The 22665-nt window shown below is 62.4% G+C and carries 25 protein-coding genes; 4 read left to right on the top strand and 21 right to left on the bottom strand.

Annotation, left to right across the window (positions count from 1 at the left end; genetic code table 11):
* Nucleotides 1–39: 39 nt before the first annotated feature.
* Nucleotides 40–384 carry a DUF202 domain-containing protein gene (locus ACNAOT_RS14530; RefSeq protein WP_091468324.1) on the bottom strand — a complete coding sequence of 115 codons (345 nt, stop codon included), beginning with the start codon at nucleotides 382–384 and terminating at the stop codon, nucleotides 40–42.
* Between the two features lie 2 nt (nucleotides 385–386).
* Entirely contained in the window at nucleotides 387–743 is a 357-nt protein-coding gene (locus tag ACNAOT_RS14535; RefSeq protein WP_175538584.1) for a YidH family protein, read from the bottom strand.
* A gap of 81 nt (nucleotides 744–824) precedes the next feature.
* On the opposite strand from ACNAOT_RS14535, the gene ACNAOT_RS14540 reads away from it, so the two are divergent.
* A complete protein-coding gene (locus ACNAOT_RS14540) occupies nucleotides 825–1895 on the top strand; it encodes an ADP-ribosylglycohydrolase family protein (RefSeq protein WP_420178389.1) in 1071 nt (356 codons plus the stop codon).
* A gap of 7 nt (nucleotides 1896–1902) precedes the next feature.
* Here ACNAOT_RS14540 and ACNAOT_RS14545 read toward each other — a convergent pair whose 3' ends face one another.
* The 5 genes from ACNAOT_RS14545 to ACNAOT_RS14565 all read right to left on the bottom strand — a co-directional run bounded on the left by ACNAOT_RS14545 (nucleotide 1903) and on the right by ACNAOT_RS14565 (nucleotide 5684).
* A complete protein-coding gene (locus tag ACNAOT_RS14545; protein WP_420178390.1) occupies nucleotides 1903–2472 on the bottom strand; it encodes a DUF4395 domain-containing protein in 570 nt (189 codons plus the stop codon).
* Nucleotides 2473–2551: 79 nt separating this feature from the next.
* Entirely contained in the window at nucleotides 2552–3562 is a 1011-nt protein-coding gene (locus ACNAOT_RS14550) for an exonuclease domain-containing protein (protein ID WP_420178391.1), read from the bottom strand.
* A 96-nt stretch (nucleotides 3563–3658) separates the two neighbouring features.
* The gene (locus ACNAOT_RS14555) at nucleotides 3659–4345 is read right to left on the bottom strand and encodes a hypothetical protein (RefSeq protein ID WP_420178392.1); all 687 of its coding nucleotides are present in this window, start codon (nucleotides 4343–4345) and stop codon (nucleotides 3659–3661) included.
* Entirely contained in the window at nucleotides 4342–5277 is a 936-nt protein-coding gene (locus tag ACNAOT_RS14560; protein ID WP_420178393.1) for an ABC transporter ATP-binding protein, read from the bottom strand. Before ACNAOT_RS14560 ends, ACNAOT_RS14555 begins: the two co-directional genes overlap by 4 nt.
* Nucleotides 5274–5684, bottom strand: coding sequence for a GntR family transcriptional regulator (locus ACNAOT_RS14565; RefSeq protein WP_420178394.1), 411 nt, complete (start codon nucleotides 5682–5684; stop codon nucleotides 5274–5276). Before ACNAOT_RS14565 ends, ACNAOT_RS14560 begins: the two co-directional genes overlap by 4 nt.
* A gap of 121 nt (nucleotides 5685–5805) precedes the next feature.
* Here ACNAOT_RS14565 and ACNAOT_RS14570 point away from each other — a divergent pair, with 121 nt between their 5' ends.
* A complete protein-coding gene (locus ACNAOT_RS14570) occupies nucleotides 5806–6567 on the top strand; it encodes a DedA family protein (RefSeq protein WP_178997619.1) in 762 nt (253 codons plus the stop codon).
* Between the two features lie 74 nt (nucleotides 6568–6641).
* Here ACNAOT_RS14570 and rdgB read toward each other — a convergent pair whose 3' ends face one another.
* From rdgB to clpS, 6 genes are all read right to left on the bottom strand, one after another.
* Complete coding sequence (rdgB, locus tag ACNAOT_RS14575; RefSeq protein WP_091468346.1) at nucleotides 6642–7304, bottom strand: RdgB/HAM1 family non-canonical purine NTP pyrophosphatase; 663 nt, start codon at nucleotides 7302–7304, stop codon at nucleotides 6642–6644.
* A complete protein-coding gene (gene rph, locus ACNAOT_RS14580) occupies nucleotides 7301–8059 on the bottom strand; it encodes a ribonuclease PH (RefSeq protein WP_011775233.1) in 759 nt (252 codons plus the stop codon). The genes rdgB and rph overlap by 4 nt, the downstream gene beginning before the upstream one ends.
* A gap of 83 nt (nucleotides 8060–8142) precedes the next feature.
* Nucleotides 8143–8940, bottom strand: a complete 798-nt coding sequence (locus ACNAOT_RS14585) for an MBL fold metallo-hydrolase (RefSeq protein ID WP_420178395.1) — start codon at nucleotides 8938–8940, stop codon at nucleotides 8143–8145.
* The gene (gene murI, locus ACNAOT_RS14590) at nucleotides 8937–9968 is read right to left on the bottom strand and encodes a glutamate racemase (RefSeq protein WP_420178396.1); all 1032 of its coding nucleotides are present in this window, start codon (nucleotides 9966–9968) and stop codon (nucleotides 8937–8939) included. Before murI ends, ACNAOT_RS14585 begins: the two co-directional genes overlap by 4 nt.
* A 123-nt stretch (nucleotides 9969–10091) precedes the next feature.
* On the bottom strand, nucleotides 10092–10658 hold the full coding sequence (locus tag ACNAOT_RS14595; protein ID WP_178996802.1) for a DUF2017 domain-containing protein: 567 nt from the start codon (nucleotides 10656–10658) through the stop codon (nucleotides 10092–10094).
* Nucleotides 10651–11013: an ATP-dependent Clp protease adapter ClpS gene (clpS, locus tag ACNAOT_RS14600; RefSeq protein WP_011775237.1), complete on the bottom strand. Its 363-nt coding sequence runs from the start codon at nucleotides 11011–11013 to the stop codon at nucleotides 10651–10653. Before clpS ends, ACNAOT_RS14595 begins: the two co-directional genes overlap by 8 nt.
* Before the next feature lie 76 nt (nucleotides 11014–11089).
* Here clpS and ACNAOT_RS14605 point away from each other — a divergent pair, with 76 nt between their 5' ends.
* Both ACNAOT_RS14605 and ACNAOT_RS14610 read left to right on the top strand, forming a co-directional pair.
* On the top strand, nucleotides 11090–12379 hold the full coding sequence (locus ACNAOT_RS14605; protein WP_420181173.1) for a nicotinate phosphoribosyltransferase: 1290 nt from the start codon (nucleotides 11090–11092) through the stop codon (nucleotides 12377–12379).
* Nucleotides 12379–13005, top strand: a complete 627-nt coding sequence (locus ACNAOT_RS14610) for an isochorismatase family protein (RefSeq protein ID WP_420178397.1) — start codon at nucleotides 12379–12381, stop codon at nucleotides 13003–13005. Before ACNAOT_RS14605 ends, ACNAOT_RS14610 begins: the two co-directional genes overlap by 1 nt.
* An 88-nt stretch (nucleotides 13006–13093) precedes the next feature.
* On the opposite strand, the gene ACNAOT_RS14615 is transcribed toward ACNAOT_RS14610, so the two are convergent.
* The 8 genes from ACNAOT_RS14615 to ACNAOT_RS14650 all read right to left on the bottom strand — a co-directional run bounded on the left by ACNAOT_RS14615 (nucleotide 13094) and on the right by ACNAOT_RS14650 (nucleotide 22646).
* A complete protein-coding gene (locus tag ACNAOT_RS14615) occupies nucleotides 13094–14869 on the bottom strand; it encodes a DEAD/DEAH box helicase (protein WP_420178398.1) in 1776 nt (591 codons plus the stop codon).
* A 112-nt stretch (nucleotides 14870–14981) separates the two neighbouring features.
* Nucleotides 14982–15320, bottom strand: coding sequence for a DUF3039 domain-containing protein (locus ACNAOT_RS14620; protein ID WP_089595519.1), 339 nt, complete (start codon nucleotides 15318–15320; stop codon nucleotides 14982–14984).
* Between the two features lie 8 nt (nucleotides 15321–15328).
* Nucleotides 15329–16111 (bottom strand): glucosamine-6-phosphate deaminase, encoded by a 783-nt coding sequence (gene nagB / locus ACNAOT_RS14625; protein WP_420181174.1) that lies wholly within the window; start codon nucleotides 16109–16111, stop codon nucleotides 15329–15331.
* A gap of 81 nt (nucleotides 16112–16192) precedes the next feature.
* A complete protein-coding gene (locus ACNAOT_RS14630; protein WP_420178399.1) occupies nucleotides 16193–17764 on the bottom strand; it encodes a transporter in 1572 nt (523 codons plus the stop codon).
* On the bottom strand, nucleotides 17746–18645 hold the full coding sequence (locus ACNAOT_RS14635; RefSeq protein ID WP_420178400.1) for an ATP-binding cassette domain-containing protein: 900 nt from the start codon (nucleotides 18643–18645) through the stop codon (nucleotides 17746–17748). Before ACNAOT_RS14635 ends, ACNAOT_RS14630 begins: the two co-directional genes overlap by 19 nt.
* Before the next feature lie 40 nt (nucleotides 18646–18685).
* Entirely contained in the window at nucleotides 18686–19786 is a 1101-nt protein-coding gene (locus tag ACNAOT_RS14640; protein WP_420178401.1) for an NADH:flavin oxidoreductase/NADH oxidase, read from the bottom strand.
* The gene (locus ACNAOT_RS14645) at nucleotides 19786–20784 is read right to left on the bottom strand and encodes a tetratricopeptide repeat protein (protein ID WP_178996807.1); all 999 of its coding nucleotides are present in this window, start codon (nucleotides 20782–20784) and stop codon (nucleotides 19786–19788) included. The genes ACNAOT_RS14640 and ACNAOT_RS14645 overlap by 1 nt, the downstream gene beginning before the upstream one ends.
* Nucleotides 20785–20822: 38 nt before the next feature.
* The gene (locus ACNAOT_RS14650) at nucleotides 20823–22646 is read right to left on the bottom strand and encodes a hypothetical protein (RefSeq protein WP_420178402.1); all 1824 of its coding nucleotides are present in this window, start codon (nucleotides 22644–22646) and stop codon (nucleotides 20823–20825) included.
* Between the last annotated feature and the right edge of the window lie 19 nt (nucleotides 22647–22665).

The following is a 22665-nucleotide window of genomic DNA, read 5'->3' on the forward strand; positions in this document are numbered from 1 at the left end:
CATCAGAGTCTGGGCGGTTGCTGAATCCCGCCTCCAAGCTTATCCACCCAGGGCAATGGCAGCGATGGCAGTGGCACCAAGGCCCATCACAGCCAGCGTGCTGACCAGGACGAGCCGGGCTGATGCCGCCTCGTTTCCAACTTGGAGTTGGCGTGAGCGAACCCACACCACGGACGCCAGCACGATGGTGGCAAGTGCCGCCATGAGTGCACAGATCCCTTGGTAATCAAGTCCGGGGAGACCGGCGACGAGGTTGCCCGTGGAGGGCTCAGACGTCAGCCAGCTCCGCCAGATAAACAAGTCCACTACTACCAACGAGATCAGCGTCCGGCGCCATGCCAAGGTGGTGCGCTCGGGCTGCAACCCGGGGTCGCGGACTTCCATGCTTACCGCGCCACCAATATCAGCACAGCGAAGGCGAACGCCGCTACGGCCACCACAATGGTCATGAACAGCATGACCCTGGAGAACGGGAGCGCCTGATCGTTGCGCATCGCCGCTTCCATCTGCCCCCAACGGCGGTAGGAAAGTGCCGCCAGGCCCGCCCCGACCAGAGCCAGCAAGACGCAAAGGACCAGCCGGACGGGTGTGGGCGCGATGTTCGGAGCCAGCTGGTCAACGGCAACCGCGCCGGCGAGCAATGCCAGGGACGTGCGGATCCACGCGAGGAAAGTGCGTTCGTTGGCAAGGGAAAACCTGTAGTCGGGCGTCTTGCCTGTCCGTCGCCAAGCAGGTTCACGCAAAATGTCACTCCAAGTTTTGTCAGTGCCGTGCAGCTTCCCCACCATATCAGCGGCGGTTCACGGGCACGGTAAATTACAGGCATGAGTGTTGAGCCTAAATCCCCCGCTGTTCCTTCCTTCGAATCCCGAGTGCACGGGTCACTTCTGGGAGGAGCCCTGGGTGATTCCCTTGGTTATGCCGTGGAGTTCGACTCCATTGCCGCGATCCGTGCCCGCTATGGTTCCGGCGGCCTGACGTCCTTCGCGCAACTCGACGGCGGCAGCCACTTCTCGGATGACACGCAGATGACGTTATACACCGTTGACGGCCTTGTGGAAGCGCTCGAATGGGCCAACGACGGCCTAGCGGCGGACGAAATCGCCTGCCTTTGGTTGGCCTACCTCCGCTGGCTCGCTACCCAGGATGTTGCTGTTGCCTCCTCCGCTCCCGTGCCGCAACCGCGCTGGATCGACTCCCAGGAGGTCCTGCGTCACCGCCGGGCACCCGGAAATGCCTGCCTCAGTGGTTTGGCAACGGGGGAAATGGGAACAGTTGCACGACCCGTCAATGCCGACTCCAAAGGGTGCGGCACTGTGATGCGTTCAGCCCCGTTCGGACTCATCCCCCACATTTCAAGGGAAGCCGTCTACAAACTCAGCTCGGACGCCGCCTCGTTGACGCACGGACACCCTTCGGCGCGACTCAGCGCAGCAGCATTCAGCCTGCTGATCCACAACATCGTGGCCGGAAGCGACATCCGCACCTCCGCTATCGAGGCCCTCAGCTATGTCAACGGTGTCCCCACCAAAGCACCCGAGCTGGCGAAACGACTGGAAGCCGCCCTGCAGTCGTCGTTGCAACCTGCCCCACTGGACCCGGAAGGACTGACCACAGCGCTCGGTGAGGGCTGGATTGCTGAGGAGGCACTCGCCGTCGGGCTCTACGCTGTGCTGGCCACCAGCGGCGGCACGCCAGCAGAACACTTCCGCAATGCAATATCCGTGGCCATCAACCACAGTGGCGACAGCGACTCCACAGGCTCCATTGCGGGAAACATCCTGGGGGCCTACTACGGCGAAGACGGCCTGCCGTCCGACTGGCTCGAGTCCCTGGAAGCGCCGGACGTCATTCGTGGCATGGCGGACAGGTTGCTTGCCGTCACCACCGGCTAAACAATAGCTAGATCCGGCGGAGCGTCACGTTGTTGCAGGCCTCGCACACGTCCTCGGGGATGAGGCCCCTGCGCTGAAGGAACCCGAAGATCGCGCAGCCGAGGCAGAAACCCACAAACGCTTCCAGCGAAGCCGCCACGATCAGCAGTGCCAGCAGAATCCAGGCGGCCGGCTGGAAGCCGGTGAAAAACAGCACGACGGCGGCACTCGTCAGTGCGGCGCCGATCCCTTGGGCGAACCGCTTGGGAGGACCGGCCACAAGCTTGGCGTGCCCGATCCTTGGTGCCAACACCTTGACTGACAGAAGAGCCATCGGGGAGACCCGTGGTCCAAACAGCACGCGAAGCCAGAATCCGACAGCAAGTACCACCAAGCCCCAACCCCAGCCGGTCAGCAAGGTGGCGACGGCCACCACCACAACCAGTCCGGCCGTGATCCGGGCAGCATATTCATTAACGGGATTGGGGAAAGCGAAAAAAGTCCGCCAACCAGCCCCACCGTTTGTTGCAGCGCCAGAAGGAGCGGGACCGCTGGCAGGACGGCGCTCGGGAGCTTGGGGAAGGGCTGACTTGGTCACCCCCCAAGGCTAGGAGTGCCGCTCTTCCGGCGGGAAGGATTATTGCGCAGTATGACCGGATGACCCGGCGGCCGGAAGGTTACGCGCCGCCCACCATCTGCAGGAACTCGCCCTCAGACACAACCTCGATTTGCTGGCCCTTGGCGTGCAGTTCCAGGACCCGTTTGGCTTTGCCAGTGAGTCGGCCGGCGCGAAGGTCGCCTGCCACGAAGCCATCACCGACGATCAGCACAGTAGTGCGTGCTGTGACCCGGCTTTCCGGACGTGCACCCATGTCCGCGGCGCGGGATTTCGCGTCCGGCCTGGTGATGGCGAGGTCGCCCGTGAAGACCACTGTCTGGCCGAAGAGCGGATGTCCGGGTTCCGCAGCCGGGTTCGGCAAGGGGTTTGGGCCCTCCTCCGGCCAGCTCTGAAAACCGCTGGGGACGCCAAGTGCTCGCTCCAGTGTTCGTTCTGCGAAGCTTCCGGCTCTGGCAGCGAGTGCGGACATGGTCGCTTTGGACAGACCTTGGGCTGGATCGAAGGCCGGTTGCTTCGGCAGGTTGAGGCCAAGGGAGAGGTAGAGCTCGGCGATGCTGTTGGCGTTGTTCCGCCGGGCGATGTCCACAAGGATTCCGGCGCAGGCACGGGCGTCTTCCGCGGCGTCGTGGTGGTTGACCAAGGGAACGCCTGCCTCCTCGGCGGCATAGGGCAAAGAGTTGGACACCAAGGAGTAGCAGCGGCGGGACAGCATCACAGTGCACACATAGTCGTAGGCTGGCCCGGCAAGACCGGAGACTTCCAGGCCTGACCGGATAACGCCGAGGTCGAAGGCTGCGTTGTGCGCAGCGAGTACGTCGTCACCGATGAAGGCGCCAATTTCCGGGAAGAGCTCCCCGAACCGCGGGCGATCAGCGACGTCTTCCGCGCGGATGCCGTGGATGCGCGTGTTATGGAACTCGAAATGATCGTGGTTTTTGGGCGGGCGCATGAGCCAGGAGGCTTCCTCCACGACTACTCCGCCACGGACTTTACTGAGGCCTACCGAACACGGCGACCCCCGGAAGCCGTTGGCTGTTTCAAAGTCGATCGCCGTAAAGTCCAATGCCACTGGACAAGATTACAGGTGGAAAAGGCCGCCCTTGCCGATTTCCGCGGCGGGGCGGCCCTTCCGTCCTGCATTGTGGCCAACGCTACATTTGGATGCCTATGGGGTGGCCCTGCGAAGGGTTGTGTAGGAACCGGCCGCCAGGATGATGCACAGCAGCGCAGCCCATCCGCTGATGCTGAGCGGCGTCTGCTGGGCGAACCAGCTTCCAACAAGTCCCCATCCCTGCAAGAACGTCGTGAGGGCGGCGGCACCGATCAGGGCAACTGCTGTGCCCAGGGTTGAAACCAGCGTTCCAGTGGTGCCCCAACGCTTGAAGATGGTGGCGAACCAGAACCCGATGATGAACATGAACATCATCAGCACAAAGAAGAATGCTGCTGTCGAGTACCAAGGACCATCCGTTACCCAGGGGATATTGAAGAAGTAGCCATAGACACCCCAGCCGTTGGTTGCCCGTTCGACGACGCCACCCAGCATGTAGAGCACTGTCATCCCGACCGCGATCAGTGAGAAGAGGCCCAGGGTTCCCAGGTAGAACGCACGTCGGCTGATGCTGAGGCCCTGAGAGAAGGGAAAGACCAAGGTCATACTCTGGATTCCAAGGACCAGGAAGTACCACAAGGGCGCCTGGCTGCCGCCACCATTTTTCCCCTCGGTGACGGGAATGAGCGCGAAGATAGCCAGCGACATCAGGAAGGATGCCGCCAGGATGGTCAATGGCCATCCGATGTACGTCCACTTATTAATCAGCTGCATCCGGGCAACTGCCAGCGTCCTGCTCATCGCTTTGCCTCCATCGTGTCATCGGCGAAGTCTCCGGTAGTTGATGAGAGGCCGGCTTCGGTGCCGGCCATGGTCTTCCGCACCACCAACTGCTGCAAGGAAACCGGCGACAGCTCAAGGCCCAACTCCTGGGCTTCGGTGCGTTCGGGGCCGCTGAGAACCTCGTCCACCGTGACGGAGGCCAAGGAGCCCAATGTTTCGCGGTGCAGGATCCTGCGGCCAGCCAGGAAGGCGTCCACTTTTTCTGCGGAACCTGAAACAGTGAGAGCCGAACCCCGGATCTCGTCGGCATCGGCGTCCATGATGATCCGCCCCCGGTCGATCACGATGACGTGTTCAAGGAGGTTCGCTACCTCGTCGATCAGGTGTGAGGAAAGGATGATGGTGCGGGGGTGTTCGGCGTAGTCCTCCACCAGACGGTCATAGAACAGTTGCCGGGCGACGGCGTCGAGACCCAGGTACGGCTCATCGAAGAACGTCAGTTCTGCGCGCGAGGCGAGGCCAATGATGACTCCGACGGCGGACAGCTGACCACGTGAGAGCTTCTTGATCCGGCGCTTGACGGGAAGCTGGAAGTCTTCGGCGAGGCGGTCAGCGAATCCTTGGTCCCAGTTCTTGTAGAAGAGCGCCGCGGATCGGAAGGCGTGGTGCGGCTGGAAGTCGTCCGGGTATTTCTGCGATTCACGGATGAAGCAGATCCGGGACAAGACGGCATCGTTCTCGTAGGCGCTGGCGCCAAAAACCAGTGCTTCGCCGGAAGTGGCGAAGGCTTGGGCGGTGAGGATTGACATCAACGTGGTCTTGCCCGCACCGTTGCGTCCCAGCAAGCCGTAAATGCGGTTCGCAGAGAGGCTGAGGTTAATGTTGTCCAGAGCGTTGAGGTCTTTGTAATGCTTGATCAGGTTACGGGCCTCGACGATGGTGTCGTTCACAGGGCCGCGCTCCTTTCCTTGTCTGTCCCGGTTTCCGGTGCAAGCCCGGAGCTGCGTTCAATCATCGTATTCAGCTGCTCTGGTGAGATGCCCAACTTTCGGGCCTCCATGGCGAGCGGCTTGACGTACTGCTCGAAGAATTCCTCGGTGCGGCGTGCTACCAACTGGGCGCGCGCTCCTGTGGCGACGAACATCCCTATCCCCCTGCGTTTATAGAGAATTCCTGAATCCACCAGCAGATTGACGCCCTTGGCGGCAGTCGCCGGGTTGATGCGGTGGAAAGCGGCGAACTCATTGGTGGAAGGAACCTGCGACTCTTCAGCCATGGTGCCGTCCACGATTCCGTTTTCGATCAGTTCGGCGATCTGCATGAAGATCGGCTTGCTGTCATCGATCACGAGCAACACCGCCTCACTGGTTCATTACTCATGTAACTAACCATACAACCAGCAAACCAGCAGTCAAGGGATAACCGGGAAATATTCGACGACGGCCGTCAAGTAGGCTTGATGGGTGATCTTTTCTGCGATAAGCGACCTTGCCGTATCCACCTTCGGAGGCGCGGGACCGGTTTCGCCGCCTATGGCTTCGTTCCTGCCGGACTGGCTGAACCCCGACGTCTTCCTCCGCGATTCACCTTTGGGACCGTGGGTGGTCCTCCTGGTCTGCGCCATTGTGTTCGCGGAAACAGGCCTCTTGGTGGGGTTCTTCCTGCCCGGTGACTCCATGCTGTTTACGGCGGGACTCCTGGTCTCCACCGGCGCCATCGAGTTCAATCTGTGGGCCATGTGCGCCATGATCATCGTGGCTGCCATCATCGGCAACCAAACCGGCTACCTCATCGGGTCCAAGGCCGGCCCGGCAATCTTCAATAAGCCGGATTCACGGCTGTTCAAGAAGGAAAACGTGGAGAGCGCCCACGCGTTCTTCGAAAAGCACGGCGGCAAGGCTTTGATCCTGGCTCGGTTCGTTCCCATCATCCGCACTTTCGTGCCGGTAATCGTGGGTGTTGCGCAGATGGACAAGCGCAAATTCTTCCTCTTCAACGTCATTGGCGCAGTCCTCTGGGGCGGCGGCGTTACCTTGCTCGGTGCATGGCTTGGCCAGTTTGAGTGGGTTGGCAACAACATCGACATCATCTTCATCGTCATCGTCCTGATCTCCGTCATCCCGATCTTCATTGAGATCGGCCGGGGATTCATGGCAAAGCGCAGGGCCGCGGCCGAAGGCACCGACCCCGTGGAAGAGTTCATCGAGGAGCACGAGGGCGGCAAGCACAGCGAGCACTAAGGCTCAGACAACCTCCCAAAGCGCAGCAAAAAGGCACCCCGCACAGCGGGGTGCCTTTTGCGTTCACGAAGGAACTAGTTCGAACCGGCCTCGGACAACGCCGACACAATGGCGGGAAGCAACGCGCGGAACGCCTGCCCCCGGTGGCTGATGGCGTTCTTCTCCTCAGAGCTAAGCTCTGCACAGCTCCGATCCATCCCGGCAGGTTGCAGCACGGGGTCGTAGCCGAAGCCGCCCTCCCCGCGCGGCTCGCGCAGAAGCGCCCCTTCCAACTGGCCATACTCCACGGTCTCGCGGGCAATGCCGTCGGGACCCGGGACCGCCAGCGCAGCCGCACAGACGAACGCAGCGCCGCGGAACGAGTCCGGAACGTCAGAGAGCTGCGCCAGCAACAGGTTCAGGTTGGCGACGTCATCGCCGTGCCTGCCGGACCAGCGTGCCGAAAAAATACCGGGGGCCCCGCCCAGCACATCAACGGCCAATCCGGAGTCGTCAGCGATGGCCGGGAGGCCAGTCGCTTCCGCCACGGCCCTGGCCTTGAGGAGGGAGTTCTCAGCAAAGGTGACACCGGTTTCGGCAACATCCGGGGCGCCTGCCGCAGCGGCGTCCACCACCTGGGTGTCGACGTCGAGCCCTGGAACCTGACCCCGGAGAAGTTCGCGGAGCTCCTTCAGCTTGCCCTTATTGTGTGTTGCCAGGACGAGGCGTGGAGCTCCGGGAATCGGCGTGCCGCTCACGGAGCTTCCGCCAGCGTCTCGCGCTGGATTGCGGACAGCTGGGTGGTGCCGAGGAGGGCAAGATCAAGCAGCGCATTGAGTTCGTCGCGGTCGAACGGGGCACCTTCTGCAGTTCCCTGAACTTCCACAAATTTGCCCGAACCGGTGACCACCACATTCATATCGGTCTCCGCGCGGACGTCTTCCACGTACGGCAGGTCCAGCATCGGAACGCCATCGATGATGCCCACGGAAACTGCCGCGATGGTATCCACCAAGGGCTCTGCGTTGCGGGCGATCAGCTTGTTCTCACGGGCAAAGCGGATGGCTTCCGCCAGCGCCACATAGGCGCCGGTGATCGCGGCAGTGCGTGTACCGCCGTCGGCCTGGAGGACATCGCAGTCCAAAACGATTGTGTTTTCACCCAGCGCCTTAGTGTCGATGATGGAGCGCAGCGAGCGGCCAATGAGGCGCGAGATCTCGTGGGTGCGGCCACCAATCTTGCCCTTGACGGACTCGCGGTCGGACCGGGTGTTCGTGGCCCGGGGAAGCATGGCGTACTCGGCCGTTACCCAGCCGCGGCCTTCGCCCTTGAGCCAACGGGGCACACCCTCGGTCAGCGAAGCTGTGCACAGAACCCGGGTGTTCCCGAACTCGATCAGCGCCGAGCCCTCTGCCTGCTTGGACCAGCCGCGGGTAATGCTGATGGGTCGCAGTTGGTCAGGGGTCCGGCCATCGGCGCGGATGACGGGAGTGGCTGTAGCTTCAGAAGTCATGGTTCAAGCTTAGCCAAGCTGAGGGCCCCAACCCGACGCCCTGCAAAGTTGGATCGAAGCGAACAGCTGGGTCAAGCGGACAGCTAAATTGTGTAGTGGACCCCGGCTACGGCAACAGCCACGTCACCGGTGAAGACCGGTTTGGCCTCGGACAGCACTTTGGTCTGTGAAGTCCATACCGGGATGTGCGTCAGGAGGAGGCGCTTGGCACCTGCATTCATGGCGGCCTCGCCCGCACGCTTACCGGTGAGGTGGACGTCCTTGATGCCGTCGTCGCGGCCTTCCTCGAAGGCCGCCTCACAAAGGAACAGGTCTGAGCCCCTCGCGGCATCTTCAAGTCCCTCGCAGGAATCGGTGTCCCCCGAATACGTCAGGATCTTGGTCACGGATACGCCGTCCTTGCCCGGTTCCGTAGCCGTGACCCGCAAGGCATAAGCCTCTTCAACGGGGTGATTAACAGCGAAGGGGGTCACTGTGAACGGCCCCACTGTGACCGGCTTGAGCTCGGTCCAGTTGGTGAAGTCGAATTCCTCGTGCATGCCGGGATCCAGGTCCAGCCCATAGGCCGTGGCCATTCTGTCTGCAGTAGCTGCAGGACCCCAAACCGGCAGGCGATCCCGGCCCCACCCACCGGGCTTCCACCGGACCGCGACATGCAGGCCGCAGAGGTCCATGCAGTGATCGGGGTGCAGGTGGGTGAGGAAGATCGCGTCGATGTCTTCCAAGTCCGTGTAGCGCTGGATGGCGCCCAAGGCACCGCTGCCCAGGTCCATCACGATCTTCCACTCGCGCTCACCGTCGTGGGCCGTCACCAGATAGCACGACGCCGGCGAACCCGGACCGGGGAACGAGCCTGTGCAGCCCACGATGGTCAGCTTCACAGGCCACGCCCCATGGTTGTGCCGGTGCCGCCGGCGAGCGCGTCCCCGGGCTGGACGAAGTACGAGCGGCGGGACAGCCCCGCTCCCGATCGTGCCGCTTCCAGCATCTCGGGAGTAATGCGGGCAAGGCTGCCTGTGGGGTACTGGGCCGCAACGTGGTCCACGTGCTTCACGGAGAGGACTTCCGGGCCCAGGAAGCGGCGGGCCAGGGTCTCGAACTGGGTGGCATCGCCAGTGGCTATGAATTCGTGGCTGGGTGCTTGGGACTCTGTCCGCTGGATGCCGTGGTTGGCCAAGGCGCGGTAGACGTCCTTGGCGGTCTCTTCGGCGCTGGAGACAAGCGTGACGTCCTCGCCCATGACGAATGAGATGACGCCGGTCAGCAGTGGGTAGTGGGTGCAACCCAGGACCACAGTGTCCACTCCGGCGTCCTTAAGTGGCTCCAGGTATTCATTGGCGGCGGCCAGGAGATCCGGACCGGTGGTGATTCCGGCTTCCACGAAGTTCACGAACGCCGGGCAGGCCACGGACGTAATCGTCAGGTCCGGAGCGGCAGCGAACGTGTCCTCATAAGCCCTGGACCCTACAGTGGCCGAGGTTCCGATGACACCGATCCTGCCGGAACGGGTAGCAGAGACCGCCCGCCGGACTGCCGGCTGGATAACCTCGATGACAGGTATGCCATACCGGGCCGTATAGCGTTCCCTCGCATCACGGAGCACCGCGGCGGAGGCCGAGTTACAGGCGATGGTCAGCAACTTCACCCCTGAATCCACCAGCTCGTCCATAACGCCAAGCGCATTCGCCCGGACCTCGGCAATGGGAAGTGGACCATAAGGGCCGTTTGCGGTGTCGCCCACATAGAGGATTGATTCGTTCGGGAGTTGGTCGATGATGGAACGCGCCACCGTCAATCCACCCACACCTGAGTCAAAAATGCCGATTGGCCGTGCCCCTATGAGTTCCCCGTTGCCGATGGGGGCGTCATTGCCCAACGCGCCGCTTGTGGAACCCGATGATGAAGTCATAATTATTCGAGAATAAGGCTTCCCGTGGTGTGCGGCCATTACCTGTGCTCTCCGCCTCGTGTCTGATTTGTCACAGGGCAGTCGCATTTGTTTCAGGGCCGAAGCAGCAACCCGCCATCCGGATCAGGATTTCGCCTGCCTTGCGGCCATCATCGCCTGCACCAAAGACTCCTGGAGCCACGTAGTGAAGTTGTAGACAAGGGCCAGGTAACTCTCCACGTCCTCCGCCTGGCTCCAATCCTGCATGCTGTGGATGTGCTCGGCATCCGCTTCATCACGGATGTCCAGGCGTTCGGCCAGTACAAGCCGGACGTCGTTCAACGCCATAGACCAGCGGGTAGCGTCCTCCGGCGTCAGAACGAGCTCGTTCTTGTCCAGGCCTAAAGCTGCAGCCCTCAAGGCGCCGATCTTGTTTTCCCGCACAGAGCGTTCGGTGAGCTGGCGGAACTCCAGCGAGCCGCCGTCGTCGTCCTTCATGACGTTCGGCAGGAGACGCAACAGGGCGCGGTCGCTGGGCTGCTTGACGTCCATATCCAAGCCGATCAGCGCTGCCAGCGGGTCTTCGTTTTCCCGGACATCCGATTCCAGCATGGAAATGACGTCGTCAAGCAAACCGCGCAGGAGGTCACGCTCCGCCGGCTCCAGGTATCCGCTGATGCCCTTGAGGCCGTACTTGAATGCCTTAGCCACGCTGGCGGCCGCCCTTTCCAGGTGTTTCGTTGCCGCTCGCGGCCTTTTCCACAGTGGCCCAGAGACCAAAACCGTGCATGGCCACCGCGTGCTGTTCCACTTGTTCCTTACTGCCGTGGGCCACAATGGACCGGCCCTTCTTATGGACCTCCATCATCAGCTTGTGGGCTTTGGACTCGGAGTAGCCGAAGTAACTCTGGAACACATAGCTCACGTAGCTCATCAGATTCACGGGATCATTCCAGATCACAAGGTTCCACGGGATATCAGGGGCTGTCAGGACATCGGTGGACGATTGCTCTGCAGCTTTCGTCCGCTCATCGATGTCCGTGCCATACGCAACGCTAGGGCTCATCTGTCCATTCTATGGCGGCTCGCACTAGAGTGAATCCGTGAGTAGAGCCTCGTCGTGGGACCACCCCGCAACTTCCTTGTACACAGACCACTACGAACTGACCATGCTTCAGGCAGCCTTACACTCGGGCGCCGCGCACCGCCGATCAGTGTTCGAAGCATTCGCCCGGCGGCTGCCGGACGGCCGCCGCTATGGCGTGGTGGGCGGCACGGGACGCCTGTTGGAAGGCATTGCCGACTTCCGGTTCGGCAACGACGAACTTGCCTTCCTCGAGCAGAACAAAGTGGTCAACCAGGAAACGCTGGACTACCTCGCCGACTACAAATTCAGCGGCGACATCTGGGGCTACGCAGAAGGTGACGCCTACTTCCCCAACTCCCCGATCCTCATCGTCGAATCGACGTTCGCCGAGGCCTGCATCCTGGAAACCTTCGTCCTCTCGGTCCTCAACCACGACAGCGCCATTGCTTCCGCGGCTTCAAGGATGACCTCGGCGGCCGGCACACGCCCCTGCATCGAGATGGGTTCCCGGCGCACCCAGGAGGAATCAGCGACGGCGGCAGCCCGCGCCGCCGCGATTGCCGGCTTCGCCAGCACCTCCAACCTGGAAGCCGGACGGCGCTACGGCATCAAGACCGTCGGCACAGCAGCGCACTCCTTCACGCTCCTTCATGACACCGAGCGCGAGGCCTTCGAGGCACAGATCGCCGCATTCGGTCCGGGCACTTCCCTGCTGGTGGATACCTATGACGTCGAGACGGCTGTGCGCACCGCCGTCGAGCTGGCCGGTGACAAACTCGGCGCAGTCCGGCTGGACTCCGGCGACCTCATTGCCCAGGCGCAGTGGGTACGCCAAATGCTGGATGACCTGGGCAACGTCAACACCCGCATCGTGGTCACCTCGGACCTCGACGAATTCGCCATTGCGGCCCTCCAGTCCGCGCCGGTGGACTCCTACGGCGTTGGCACTTCCCTGGTCACCGGTTCCGGGGCACCAACGGCCAGCGTGGTGTACAAGCTGGTCAGCCGCACGAACGACGCCGGCGAATTCATTTCGGTTGCCAAGGCCGCAAAAAACAAGGCCAGCGTGGGTGGACGCAAATACGCCCTCCGCAAGCTCAACGAACGAGGCCGGGCCACCCAGGAAATCGTTGGGATCGGCCACCGCCCCGAAGACGACGGCAACGACCGCGTCCTGCTCCACCAGTTCGTCAAGAACGGCGAAGTGCTGCCGGGATGGACCGGACCTGAAGGCGTCATCCGTGCCCGTGAACGGCACGCGGCCACCATGGCCGAGCTGCCCGCCGTCGTAAACCGCCTGCAGCGCGGCGAGGCTGCCATCCCCACCATCTACGAGGAGAACTGATGTCCAGGGCCCTGATCATCGTCGATGTACAAAATGACTTCTGCGAGGGTGGAACGCTCGCAGTCGAAGGTGGCGCCGCCGTAGCAGGTGCCATCACCGAGTACGTGGACGCCAACCAGCAACACTTTGACCACATCGTGGCCACCCAGGATTGGCACATCGAGCCCGGCGACCACTTTTCAGAGGCCCCGGACATGGTTGACTCCTGGCCTCCGCACTGCAGGGCAAGGAGCAAAGGTGCAGAACTCCACGAAGACCTTGATCCCGAGTACATCCAGGCGTACTTCCGAAAAGGACAGTTCACTGCGGCTTACTCAGGCTTCGAGGGAGTCCTGGCTCCTGAAGACGATGTACCCACCGGCGACCTGAAGGCAGGCACCGCCGTAGCGGAGGTCCTCGATGAAGACGCGATAGGGCTCGATGACTGGCTGCAGAGCCACGACGTCGAAGAAGTGGTGGTGGTAGGGCTGGCTACGGACTACTGCGTCAAGGCCACGGCACTGGATGCCGTCCAGGCCGGTTACACCACGACGGTCATCGCTGAACTTACAGCCGGAATCGCCGAGGACCTTTCGGGCGCCTACGACGAAATGGAAGCCGCCGGCGTCGAAGTCGAACGGGACTGAAACCGCCCTTATCAAGCTCAAAACCAGGGAGGGCGCCGCAACCGCGGCGCCCTCCGGTGTTTTTCGTTTCTGCTGATTTTGGAGCCAGCTACTTCCTGCCGATAAACCAGTCCTGGAGCTTTCGCAGGCGCGCCTGCAGCTGCTCCTCGTTCGCTTGGGCCACAGCGGGACCCCCACACACTTCACGCAGTTTGGTATGAACCACCCCATGCGGAGTGCCGGTGCGGGCGGACCAGGCGGCCACGTTCTTAGCCAGCTCGTTGCGCAAGTCCATCAGCATGCGGTGGTCAGGCACCGCAGGCGCAGCAGCAGCTGCCAAGGGCGACTGGCGCTTCTTGCGCGATTGCTGTTCATGCTGGCGCTGACGCAACAACGTGCCTACCTGTTCGGCGTCGAGTAGCCCCGGGATTCCCAGGAAGTCCAGCTCTTCATCCGAACCGATGTCGGCACCCGTGCCAAACTCGCCGCCGTCGAAAAGGACACGGTCAAAGGAGGCCTGGGAGTCCAAGGCCTCAAACTTGCCCTTGGTGAGCTCGTCGGAGGCCTTGTCCTCGCGGTTGGCCTCCGCCATGAGGTTTTCTTCCGGGCTGAAGAGGCCGTCGTCGTCCTTTTCAGGGCGGTCCAATGCGTGATCGCGCTCGGCCTCCATGGTGTTGGCCAGCACCATCAGCGGAGGTACGGACGGAAGGAATACCGACGCCGTCTCGCCCCTCTTGCGGGCACGCACAAAGCGGCCCACGGCCTGAGCGAAGAACAGCGGCGTTGAGGTTGAGGTGGCATAGACGCCCACTGATAGACGTGGAACGTCCACGCCTTCGGACACCATGCGGACAGCCACCATCCACCGCTGATCCCCCGCGGAGAACTCCTCGATCTTGCTGGAAGCCTTGGAATCATCAGAGAGAATGACCGTGGGCGATTGGCCCGTTATTTTCTTCAGCTGACCGGCGTAGGCGCGTGCATCATCATGGTCCGTGGCAATCACCAGCCCGCCGGCGTCCGGCACGGTCCTCCGAACCTCGCCGAGCCGTTTGTCTGCGGCCGCCAGGACGGCAGGAATCCACTCACCGGTGGGGTTCAAGGCAGTCCGCCAAGCCTGCGAGGTGATGTCCTTGGTTACAGCCGCTTCCCCTAGGGACGCCGCCATCTCGTCGCCGGCACTGGTGCGCCAGCGCATCTGGCCTGAATAGGCCATGAACAGAACAGGACGAACCACGTGGTCCCGCAGTGCGTTTCCGTAGCCGTAGGTGTAATCAGCCTTCGAACGGCGAATGCCGTCCCGGTCCTCGGCGTATTCGACGAAGGGAATTGGCGAGGTGTCCGAACGGAAAGGGGTACCCGTCAGGGACAGGCGCCGCGCAGCAGGATCAAAGGCCTCCCGGAGGCCGTCTCCCCACGAAAGCGCCTCGCCGCCGTGGTGGATTTCATCCAGGATCACCAAGGTGCGGGCTGCTTCGGTCTTCGCGCGATGCAACATGGGCTTGCTCGCCACCTGCGCGTACGTGACGGCAACACCCACGAATCCCCGGCCGTGTTGGCCATCGGAGTTCTTAAAGTTGGGATCAATGGCGACTCCCACTTTTGCTGCGGCGTCTGCCCACTGCCGCTTCAAGTGGTCAGTGGGCGCCACGATGGTGATGCGGTTGACCACACCGCTGTCCAGCAGGGTGGTGGCGATGCGCAGCGCAAAAGTGGTCTTACCAGCGCCAGGCGTTGCCACAGCGAGGAAGTCCTTCGGATTGCGGGTCATGTAGAGGTCAAGCGCCTCTTGCTGCCACGCACGGAGCTTGGGCGCCGTACCCCAGGCTGCGCGTTCCGGATACGCCGGAGGCAGGGATGGTCCACCAAAAAGTGTTTCTGTCATGCTGACTCCCCCGGCCTGATGGCAGAGACGGTGTTCTCCGGCTTCCCGGGCACGCCAAAGCGGACCGTAGGCCGGTGAAGATCAGAAAGGGCCGGAGTTCTCTTCCCACCCACTACTTGGAGTTGCCCGGGCCGCCGTTTTTTCCACCGTCATTGCCGGGGCGGAGGCCTTCGTAAATCTCCTTGCACTCCGGGCAGACCGGGAACTTCTGGGGATCGCGCCCCGGCGTCCAGACTTTGCCGCACAGGGCAATGACGGGCTCGCCGGTCAGGGCCGACTCCATGATCTTTTCCTTGCGGACGTAGTGCGAAAACCGCTCGCGGTCGCCGGGCTCCACTTCCTGGCGCGTTTCTTCGCGCTCAATGGTGGCAGTGGACGTTCCGGCTCCGGAAAGCTCGCGCATGGGGTCGTTTTCGAATGGATCCGGAGGAAGCGTAGTCATGCCAAACATCTTACCGTCTACAGGCCCTGCCACTCCGGCTTGTTGTCATAGGTGTGCCGATAATAATCGGCTAGTTTCAGCGATGACGCGGCCGCCTCATCCACCAAAATCGTGGCGTGCGGGTGCATCTGAAGGATGGATGCCGCACAAATGGCAGCCACCGGCCCCTCCACGAAATCCCGGACAGCCTGGGCCTTCTGGGCCCCCGTTGCGACCAAGACCACATGCCGGGCATCCATGATGGTTCCGAGGCCCTGGGTGACAACGTGGTGAGGAACATCGTCGATGCTCTCGAAGAAGCGGGCGTTGTCCTTCCGGGTCTGCTCGATCAATGTCTTGATGCGCGTCCGGGATGCCAAAGATGAGCCAGGCTCATTGAAGCCGATATGCCCGTCTGTTCCTACGCCCAAAATCTGGAGATCGACTCCACCTACCGCCTTAATGGCGTCTTCGTAGCCCTGGCATGCAGCCTCAAGATCCTCCGCCGCGCCATCCGGCCCATGGACGTTCTCGGGCTTGATATTTACCCGGTTGGTGAACTCGCGCCGGATGACCTCGCGGTAGGACTCTGGATGTCCTGCTTGGAGCCCTACATATTCATCCAAAGCGAACCCATGCGCCTCGCTGAAGTCCAATCCCCCTGCCTCGTACCGCCTGGCCAATTCGTCATAGATGGGCAGTGGTGACGACCCCGTCGCCAAGCCCAGGACTGCATTGGGCTTACGGCGTACCAGCGCTTCGATGGCATCGGCTGCAAGCGCACCGATCTGCTTGGTGCCAGGGAGAATGACAACTTCCATCGTCACGGCCTTTCTTAGTTATGAGCTATCTGACAAAGACGTTATCCCATGTCCCACCTACGGGCACGGTTGTTACGCAGGCTAGCGGTTCACGCTCAGTTGGGCGAACATTTCCGGACCGCGCGCATCCAACCATTTTCCCCCGAGCCGAACGCCAACCACGAAGAGGATGACACCGAGCAAAGGTCCAACAGCCAGGTTGATCCAACCGGCCTCAGTACCCCCGCTGAAGGCCTGGACAGCCACCAATGCAAGCTCCGGAACGAGCAGGAGGGCCAAAACGCCCATACCGACGGCTTGCACTGCCAGCGTCTGGGCGACATTTCCCGGCGGTTTCTTGAACGGACTGTCTCCCGGCAAAGGTACTGCGATGTTATAGCGGGCCGAAATCACCGATGAGAGCCCCAGACCGGTAAAGAGAGTTCCCAGCGACAACCCCAGAAGGTTGGGGAGCCATTGCCAGTCCCCAGTGACGAAAAGTGGCCCAATAGTAAAAGCGAGCACCACTGGAAGTGAGATGGCCAAGCAGGCCAGGGCACGGCCCAAGCGATCGTCAATGCCCTTGACGCCCGCCGCGAGGTGGAGCGCAAAAGCTGTGTTGTCATACGAGACATCGGCACAGATGGACCAAGCCATCATGAACGCTGTCAACGGTCCCAGGATCATGAGCAGGCCGTAGCTGCCACTCTGAGATCCGCTGAAGAAAAAGATGACGGGAAACAAGGGAACAATCACCAAAGAGGCCGCATACCTTGGATCCTTCATCCAATAGATCAAAGCCCTGGCAGCAACTGCGCCCGCAGGAGTCCCGGGAAGAAGGGCAAACAATCCGAGCTTCCCACCCTTCCTGGCGGAGCCTCCCGAGTACGGGGGCGTCACCAAAGCACGCTGCAGCAGAAGATGCCAGCCCAGGAGGAGGCCGGCAATGGTTGCTGCAGAGATCAGAAATTTCAGCGCTGCGGCGCCGGTGTTGCCGGACTCCAGGTCTCCGCCCAAGGACCAGGCCGCACCCAGCGGCGTCCAGGACACAGTGCGGGCCAACAGGGGCAGGTAATCAGCACTGCCGCGAACGCCGTCCACAATTCCCACCATGATGGGGCCCAGCAGCATCAGCGGGATGAAGACAATAATGCTGCTCACGTCCTTGAAGCGTCGCGAGGAGGCAAGGCCGGCCGTCGCCGTCGTTACCACCTTGGACAGAACGATGCATGTAAGGGCACCCAGAATGGCACCCAAAAAGGCGCCGGCAGCAGCCGGAACGCTACGCCACCAGGTTCCCACCGTGCCCAAGGCGGCGAGCAAGGTAGCCAAACCCGGAATACCGATGAACCCCGCCAAGGCGAGTCCGGCCAGTAGTTGCCTCGGGGGAATCGCGAACGTGGTGAAGCGAGCGGGGTCCAACGTCATGTCCGCAGCGGAAGCGAGGAGCGGAATAATGGCCCATCCCAGCACCGTGGCCGCACCGCCCAGCACTACTACCGTGTGGGCAATCTCAGCATCAGCCCAACGCAAAGCAATGAGTCCGCCAATCAGAAGGGAAAGGACGCCCAAGGCATAGAGCAACCCGAGTGCCATCCCCACCAACTGCCATGGGCTGCGTTTGAATCCGTTCAGGAGCAGGCGCCATTTCAGGCTCAGAAGGTGCGCAACCATTCGAGCCCCTCCGTCCGGTGTCCGCCGCCCACCAATTGCACAAACCGTTCTTCGAGGGTGGAACCGTTCCGAACCTCGTCCACAGATCCAGCCGCCAGCACCCGACCGCCTGCAACCACGGCGACATGGCTGCACATGCGCTGCACGAGGTCCATGACGTGGCTGGAAACAATGACGGTGCCGCCGGAAGCGACGTAGCTCTCCAATATGCCCCGGATGTTAGACGCCGAAACAGGGTCCACCGACTCAAAGGGCTCATCCAGGACAAGGAGGCGGGGCGCATGAATCAGTGCAGAGGCCAAGGCGATCTTCTTGGTCATACCGGCCGAGTAATCAACAACCAAAGTGCCGGCGTCTGCCTGGAGATCGAGGGCGGCCAGCAATTCAGAAACCCGGGAACCCACAACATCACGATCCATGCCGCGGAGCAGTCCGGAATAGGTGACCAGCTGTTCGCCCGTCAGCCTGTCAAAAAGGCGCACGCCATCCGGCAGGACGCCCATAAGCTTCTTGGCTTCCAAGGGCCGGGCCCAAACATCAACGCCGTGGACCAGAGCCGTGCCAAAATCGGGCCGCAACAGGCCGGTAGCCATGGACAGTGTTGTGGTCTTGCCGGCACCGTTGGGGCCAACCATCCCGTAGAAGGAACCCGCGGGGACCTCCAGGCTTACGCCATCGACGGCGATCTTCTCACCGAAACGCTTGGCCAGGCCGCGGATGGACAGTGCGGCCATCGGCGCGCCCTCAGCCGGGCCACTGGCAGCCAGCGGCAGGGTGCCAGCCGGTAATTGGTTGACCGGCTGCGTTGCCGAAGCTTGTGGCGGCGCGGACGCTTGTGGCGGCGCGGAAGTGGGCGTGGGTTCATGGCGTGGTTCCGTCATGGACCCAGCCTAGCCTTGCCAACACGAACCTGAGGAGGTCCTAGAAGCCGTGGCGGGGAACGGCCCGCTGGTACTGCGGAACCCACGGAATATCGTGGCCCAGTTCGTATGCAGCCCTGAGCCACCAGTGCGGATCCCGCAAAGCGGCCCGGGCCATGAAAACCGCATCCGCCCTGCCGTTCGCCACAATATCCTCCGCTTGCGTGGCACTCGTGAGCAAGCCCACCGCGCCGGTGGGGACACCGGCGTCATTCTTTACCTGCTGTGCAAATCCAGCCTGGTATCCGGGCACAGCCCTGATCTGCTGATGCGCTACTGCGCCGCCGCTGGAGACGTCCACAAGGTCAACGCCACGTTCGGCAGCGGCGCGGGCCAGGCGAACAGAAGCCTCGACGTCAACCCCGCCGTCAGCCCAGTCCGTCGCGGAAATGCGGAGCAGCAGCGGCATGGAGTCCGGAATGACTTCCCTGACCGCATCCACCACGGCGAGCATGAGCCGATTGCGCCCCTCCTCATTTCCGCCCCAGCCATCGGTCCGGGTGTTGATGAGCGGGCTTTGAAACTGGTGCAGGAGGTACCCGTGGGCTCCGTGGATTTCCACAGTGTCGAAACCCGCCGCAACTGCCCGGCTGGCAGCGGCGGCAAAGTCGGCCACCACGCCATGTATATCCGCGTCGCTCATGACCTCCGGTGCGGCGTAGCCGTCAAACGGATCGCTGCTCGGCCCGGAGGTGACCCATCCGCCGTCGGACTCCGGAACAGAGCCGGAGCGATCGGAAAATGGCCAATACGTAGATGCCTTGCGCCCGGCGTGGGCAAGTTGCGCCCCTATTTTGGCGTCGACGGCGCCATGCCGGTGAACGAACGCCACTACGCGCTCCCATCCGGCCGCCTGCTCATCGGAGTACAAGCCAGCGTCCAAGGGGCTGATTCTGCCTGCAGCGTTCACCGCCGCCGCCTCACTCAGGATGAGCGCGGCGCCGCCGGCTGCAAAAGAACCCAAGTGCATCAAGTGCCAGTCGTTGGGGACGCCTTCGCCGGTCTCCGGGTGGCAGCTGTACTGGCACATGGGCGATACCCAACCACGGTGGGGGACGGTAAGCGAGCGCAGCTGAAGCGGAGTGAACAGCGCGGACGGCACTAGAAGAGAACCCTCGCGAGCCCTTGGCGCGCTTTTGCAACCCGTTCGTCCTGGGTTCCCACAACCTCGAAGAGCTCAAGGAGGCGCACGCGGGCGGTCTCACGCTCGGGACCGAAATTCCTGCCAATAAATGTGATGATGCGATTGAAGGCGTCATCGATGTGGCCGCCGGAGACGTCAAGGTCGGCCACGGTCAACTGGGCCTGCACGTTGTCCGGCTCTTCGGCGGCGAGCTCGCGGAGGCTTTCAGCCTCGGGGGCCGAGAGCTGGTCTAATCTGGCCATCAGCTCAACCTGAGCCAAACCGGCCTTGGCGTCGGTGTCTGCCGGCTGTTCGAGGAGCGCCTGCTTGTAAGCTGCGGCTGCACCGGCGTAATCGCCGACCTCGATCGCGTCAATGGCTGCCTGATGCAGTGGCGGCAGTGGTGCGGGTTCCGCGTCCTCCCCCGGTGCGGCATCACCTATGCTGCCGGTGACCCCGTTCGCTGCAGCAACCTTGAGAAGTTCCTCAACCAGGTTTCGGATCTGCTCGTCATCCGCTGGTCCTTGGAAGAGCGGGACGGGCTGCCCCTTGACCACGGCAACTGCTGTGGGAACAGCCTGAACTTGGAAGGCCTGTGCCAGTTGCGGGAAGGTGTCCACATCGGCGGCTGCAAGCACCAAGCGACCACCGTAAGTCTCAACAACACGTTCGGCGGCATCGAGGACGGCGGGTGACTCGGGCGCATAGCGCGACCAAAGAAGGAAAAGCACGGGGATCTGTGCGGACAATTGCACCAGATCCTGGAAATTTGATTCGGTTGCATCCACTCGAAGTGGTGCTTTGCCGGTTTCGCCCCCTTGGGGCGTGCCATCCGCCGGCGATCCGCCCTCTGCCGAAGCAGAGGGGGCCGGCACTGGCGGGGCGGCCGGGCGGCGCAGCGACGACAAGTCAACGGCACCGCGAAGATTGAGCTGGCTGGCAGCGGCTGGAGTGGGTCGGTATCCGGGCGAACTCATACCGTCCACTCTAGCCGCTGCCCTGCCATGGGTACGCCTTACTTGAAGCTGGCTCCGACCAGCCCGCGGGTAGCCGCCACGAGCTTCATGGGGTCGGCAGAACCTGCCGGCGGAATGTATACGGCCACGGATTCGGCGAAGTTCAGAACCATGCCCGTGGTGGTTTCCTTACCACCGGCGAATACTGCGGAATCGTCTTCAAGCACCAGCTTGTCGCCTGCAGCCTTGGGCGTGCCTTCGAAAGCGAAATCCAAACGCCCCACAACCACGGCGCCGCCGTCAGCTGTCTTCAGGACCACAGTCTGGTTGGTGACCGGCGTGTGCGTGAACTTGAAGTTTGCGCTGGTTCCGTTCTTCACAGTGTCCGCCTGGTAGGCCAGTGCCCCTGCAATGTAAGGGGATGACTGCCCATCGGCCAACTTGCTTCGGTTGGGCGACTCCGGATTCGTCAGCATTTCACTCAAGATTTCCAAGGCCTCATTACCGCTGTAGGCCAGGCCGGTGCTGTCGCTCGCCGGTACGGGCTCAGTTCCGTTGCGCGGAATGGGGAAGGACGGGAAGTTAGTGCCAGGCTGTAGCGGCGCACTGCCCCAAAGCTTGTAGTTTTCACGAGGCGAAAGCTGCACAAGGGTCAGGACCTGCGGCACCACGTTTCCTTCACCCTGGGTGAGGGCGAAGACCGTTCGGGGCCAGTCCCGCTTGGTGCTGATAACGCTACTCTGAAGCTTGGTGGCCCGCACCGGCATACGCGGCTCGTAGGCAGACACTGCGGACCGGATCTTGTAGTTCTGGGTCCGGATCTGGAATTCCATCTTGTCTACTCGCGGGGCGAGTTTAGCCGCGTCCTTGGCTGCGTCCGCCGCATCCACAGTGCTCGCTACCTGCTCAAGGATCCGCTGCAGCTGGGATTCCAGCATGACAGGCGTGGCGGCCTCAGCGTCGGCCGCAGCTGATGAGGTCGTGGTGGCCTCGGGGGTCGTGGTGGCTTGGGCGGCGACTGCCGTCCCTCCGACCAGGACGGCGGCCATCGTAGCGGCGAGAGCCGTGATGCGGAGGGTTGGACCTTCGGCGCCGGCACCAGGACGACGACCTTTGTTGCCAGCAGGCGGCTGAACAGTGGGCGACTGAACAGTGGGCGACTGGGTAGTAGGTGCCTCAACGCCCGGCGACTTGGCAGTAGAGGACTGAACCGGGAGCGTGGTGGTCTCTCCGCCATCGCGCGGCTCGTCGTCGTCGTGCTTGCGGCGGTTGCTGAGCGCTTTGGCGATGAACGGCAGCGCCGCTCCGATCAGGATGATGATGATGCCCAAGACAATCAGCGGCACTGCCCAGGGGGTGGTGGCGTTGTTCGGGAACGTCATGGAAATCGACGACGGCGCGGGCTGGGTACCGTCGCCGGCAACCAACAGGGACCACTCACCATCGGCGGGAGGGTTCCAGGTGTAGTCCAAATCGCCGCTGGCGTCCTCGGTGCTGACCCACAGATCGGATCCAGCCGGGGAAGGCGCCGTGGCCTCGCCGTCAGCAGAGGACACGTCCAGCGATTTCTGGTCCGCAGAGACTCCGGTCAAGGTGTTGTGGGCCGTCTCGCCGACCCAGGCTTCGACGTCGTCCGGGCGTCCCGTAGCGACCATGAAGTTGCCTTCACCCTGGATCTTGATCTTCACCGGCCCGTCATGGAGGGCGATCAACTTTTGGTCGATCACGGTCAGCGGGGCAGCTTTGGTATCGCTGGGAACCGAAGCCGTCACGGTCTCGGAGGGGGCCCAAAAAGTCAGCTGGCCAATACCGGCCAGCATCGTCAGCAGGCCCAGCAGCACCAGCAAGGCTGCAGTCTTCAAACGCACAGGATCACCTATCATCAGCGGTCGTTGAACTTCA

Origin of the sequence: Paenarthrobacter sp. TA1.8, assembly GCF_048595705.1 — a bacterium.
GTDB classification, from domain to species: Bacteria; Actinomycetota; Actinomycetes; order Actinomycetales; family Micrococcaceae; genus Arthrobacter; species Arthrobacter nitroguajacolicus.